5 protein-coding genes are annotated in these 2,689 nt (G+C 38.3%); all 5 read left to right on the top strand.

Annotation, left to right across the window (positions count from 1 at the left end; translation table 11 throughout):
• The first annotated feature begins 111 nt into the window (after window positions 1-111).
• The 5 genes from BXO88_RS16045 (at window position 112) to BXO88_RS16995 (ending at window position 2,420) form a co-directional block, all read left to right on the top strand.
• On the top strand, window positions 112-588 hold the full coding sequence (locus BXO88_RS16045; protein WP_078038731.1) for a YbaK/EbsC family protein: 477 nt from the start codon (window positions 112-114) through the stop codon (window positions 586-588).
• 185 nt (window positions 589-773) lie between these two features.
• Window positions 774-1,034, top strand: a complete 261-nt coding sequence (locus tag BXO88_RS16040; RefSeq protein WP_044993983.1) for an AbrB/MazE/SpoVT family DNA-binding domain-containing protein — start codon at window positions 774-776, stop codon at window positions 1,032-1,034.
• Window positions 1,031-1,360 carry a type II toxin-antitoxin system PemK/MazF family toxin gene (locus BXO88_RS16035; protein ID WP_078038729.1) on the top strand — a complete coding sequence of 110 codons (330 nt, stop codon included), beginning with the start codon at window positions 1,031-1,033 and terminating at the stop codon, window positions 1,358-1,360. Before BXO88_RS16040 ends, BXO88_RS16035 begins: the two co-directional genes overlap by 4 nt.
• A 184-nt stretch (window positions 1,361-1,544) precedes the next feature.
• Window positions 1,545-2,180: an SGNH/GDSL hydrolase family protein gene (locus BXO88_RS16030; protein ID WP_242945251.1), complete on the top strand. Its 636-nt coding sequence runs from the start codon at window positions 1,545-1,547 to the stop codon at window positions 2,178-2,180.
• A 108-nt stretch (window positions 2,181-2,288) separates the two neighbouring features.
• Window positions 2,289-2,420, top strand: a complete 132-nt coding sequence (locus tag BXO88_RS16995) for a hypothetical protein (RefSeq protein WP_256363683.1) — start codon at window positions 2,289-2,291, stop codon at window positions 2,418-2,420.
• The last annotated feature ends 269 nt before the right edge of the window (window positions 2,421-2,689 follow it).

The following is a 2,689-nucleotide window of genomic DNA, read 5'->3' as shown; positions in this document are numbered from 1 at the left end:
TGCCGAACGGCACGTACGGTGGTGTGAGAGGGGGATTATATTCCCCCTACTCGATTGCGGGGCAAAATATGTCCCTTTCATGGTTGAATATAATGAATGGAGTGATTGAGCATGGTGAACGAAAAGGTGAAAAAGTTTCTTGTTTCAAAAAATCTTGGTGACAGACTGACTGAGCATACTGAGACAATAGATACCGTGGAACATGCGGCACAGCAGATAGGATGTACAGAACCGGAGATAGCAAAGACATTGTCTTTCATCGTTAATGAAAAGCCTGTAATAGTCGTAATGGCCGGTGATGGCAAGGTAAACAGTTCAAAGTTCAAATCATTATTCCATACCAAGCCTCATATGATCCCGAGAGATCAGGTGGAGAATATTACAGGATTTCAACCTGGCGGAGTGTGCCCTTTCGCTGTGTCCGGGAACATTCCGATCTGGCTGGATGTATCCATGAAAAGATTTGAATACGTTCATCCTGCCGGAGGCAATGAGTTTACTTCAGTTAAACTGACTCCTTCGGAACTTGAAACAGTTACAGGAGCTGAAGGCTGGTGCGACGTGTGTAAGGGATGGGAAAATGATTAGCTGATTACAAATAAAGTAAAAGCAGGCAGTTTTACTATATAAACGAAATCAAGTATTTTAGACTTGGTTTCGTTTTTTTACTTTATATTAAGAAACTTTTAACCGATAGAGCCATTGATATATCTATAGGAATGATATACAATGTATATCAAGAAGAGAAGCATCGTATATTAGAAGGAGACTTTATGCAAATAACAGTTTCTAAATGGGGCAATTCTTTGGGTATAAGGATTCCTACAAGTGTTATAAATGCATTATCCATAAAAAATGGAGATAACATCAGCTACGAAGTAAAGGACAATGCGCTGGTATTAAAAAAAGAAATGTCAACTAAGGAAATGTTTGAGGCATTTTACAAAAAACCTATGGAAGAATTATCAATAGAAGACCTGGGACCGTCCGGCGAGCTAGATTGGGGTAATGATGTTGGAGGTGAGGTATTTTGACTTTCCACAGAGGAGATATAGTAAAAGTTGATTTCAATCCAACAAAAGGGCATGAACAGAAAAATTACAGACCGGCAGTGGTGATGAATGATATTCCATTGCCCGGAAATATCAATCTCTGTGTTCCAATCACAACTAAAAACAAGACATATCCGTTAGAAATCGAATTGGATAGCAGAACTATAACCCAAGGAGTGATGCTGCCCTTTCAGATAAGAGCCATTGACCTTAATAGTAGAAATGCGAAGGTTATAGAAGTTCTACCGGATGATCTTCTTGAAATCTGCGCAGACTACATAAAAAGAGCAACCGAAAAAATCAGTTGAGTTGTTTATAGTCAAAGAGTTTTAAAAGAAGCAATGTGCAAAAAAAGGCACATTGCTTCTTTTATTATGTAAGTGTACCAATCATATATGAACGATAAATATCATATGGAGTCAACTGCGATAAGATGGCATTAATAATGATCTTGGAAGTTGCTCATGTTGAAAGAAGAGAAAAAGAGGGTCAATGATGAAAACAGTTCTTTGTTATGGTGATTCAAATACACATGGATATGTTCCGGAAACAGGATTGAGATATCCAATGGATATCAGATATACGGGAAGACTACAGCTGCTTCTGGGCGATGAATATACAGTCATCGAGGAAGGCTGTAATGGAAGGACAACCATACATGATGATCCTGTTGATGGATGGAAGAATGGGCTTGACTATCTGAGACCATGCCTTAGCTCACATAAGCCAATCGACATAGTGATCCTCATGTTGGGGAGCAATGATCTAAAGGCGTCCTTCCATCTTTCAGCAGAAGAGATTGCTGAAGGTGCCGGAGTACTGGTACGCGTAATAAAAGAGTTTACGGCTGAAAAGCAGGGTTTTGTCCCAAAGATAATTCTTGTCTCACCGCCTGAAATAGGAGCAGGAATCAGGACTTCTCCGTTTTATGGTGCTTTTTCTGATGATGCAATTGAAAGATCTAAACAGTTCCCTGAGTTTTATAAGAATGTAGCAGACAGAGAGGGCTGCATCTTTTTTGATGCGGCAATGTACATTTATCCTTCAGAGAACGATTCACTTCACCTGACACCGGAAGGGCATAAGATTCTTGCGGCAGAATTATGTAAGCTTGTAAAAGCTGTTTAGATCTGAAAGGATACATTATGTTTGGAACAGGAACAAAGAAAATGCTGAACATGCTTATATTGGACATATTGAGAGAGCATTCTGACAGCGAGCATAAGGGGGATTTTGTTGGCTGATAATGAGTGTGGATTCCATCCATGCGTCACAAAGGAAGTTATTGATGAATTAAATAAAAATGATAAGAGCGACAGAATGATGTACTATGTTGCTCAGTATGATCCTACTCAAATAATCGCATAAACTATTTGACTATTTCTAGGGGGAAAAAAGCAATGTGCTAGTTATAGAATATAAGGTAAATAGTATTATAAATATCAATAAAGCCTTATATTAAGCGGAAAATAGTTTGATTACATATAATCAAACTATGTAATCAAACTAAAAGAGCATCTATAACTTTATGGTTATAAATGCTCTTTTTAGTACCATAAAAGTGTAGTTGTTAGAGAGTAATTGGTATGCTACCCGTCAAGCGGACAGTAAAAAATCAAAAAGTTCCCTACCGCCAG

Origin of the sequence: Oribacterium sp. C9 (assembly GCF_002007235.1) — a bacterium.
Classification (GTDB): domain Bacteria; phylum Bacillota; class Clostridia; order Lachnospirales; family Lachnospiraceae; genus Oribacterium.
This window is presented reverse-complemented; position numbering and strand designations above follow the sequence as displayed.

What these genes read in the sequence shown, in the direction of transcription:
- BXO88_RS16045 (WP_078038731.1), top strand. Translation starts at nt 112, where the DNA reads ATGGTGAACGAAAAGGTGAAAAAGTTTCTTGTTTCAAAAAATCTTGGT.
- BXO88_RS16040 (WP_044993983.1), top strand. Translation starts at nt 774, where the DNA reads ATGCAAATAACAGTTTCTAAATGGGGCAATTCTTTGGGTATAAGGATT.
- BXO88_RS16030 (WP_242945251.1), top strand. Translation starts at nt 1,545, where the DNA reads ATGATGAAAACAGTTCTTTGTTATGGTGATTCAAATACACATGGATAT.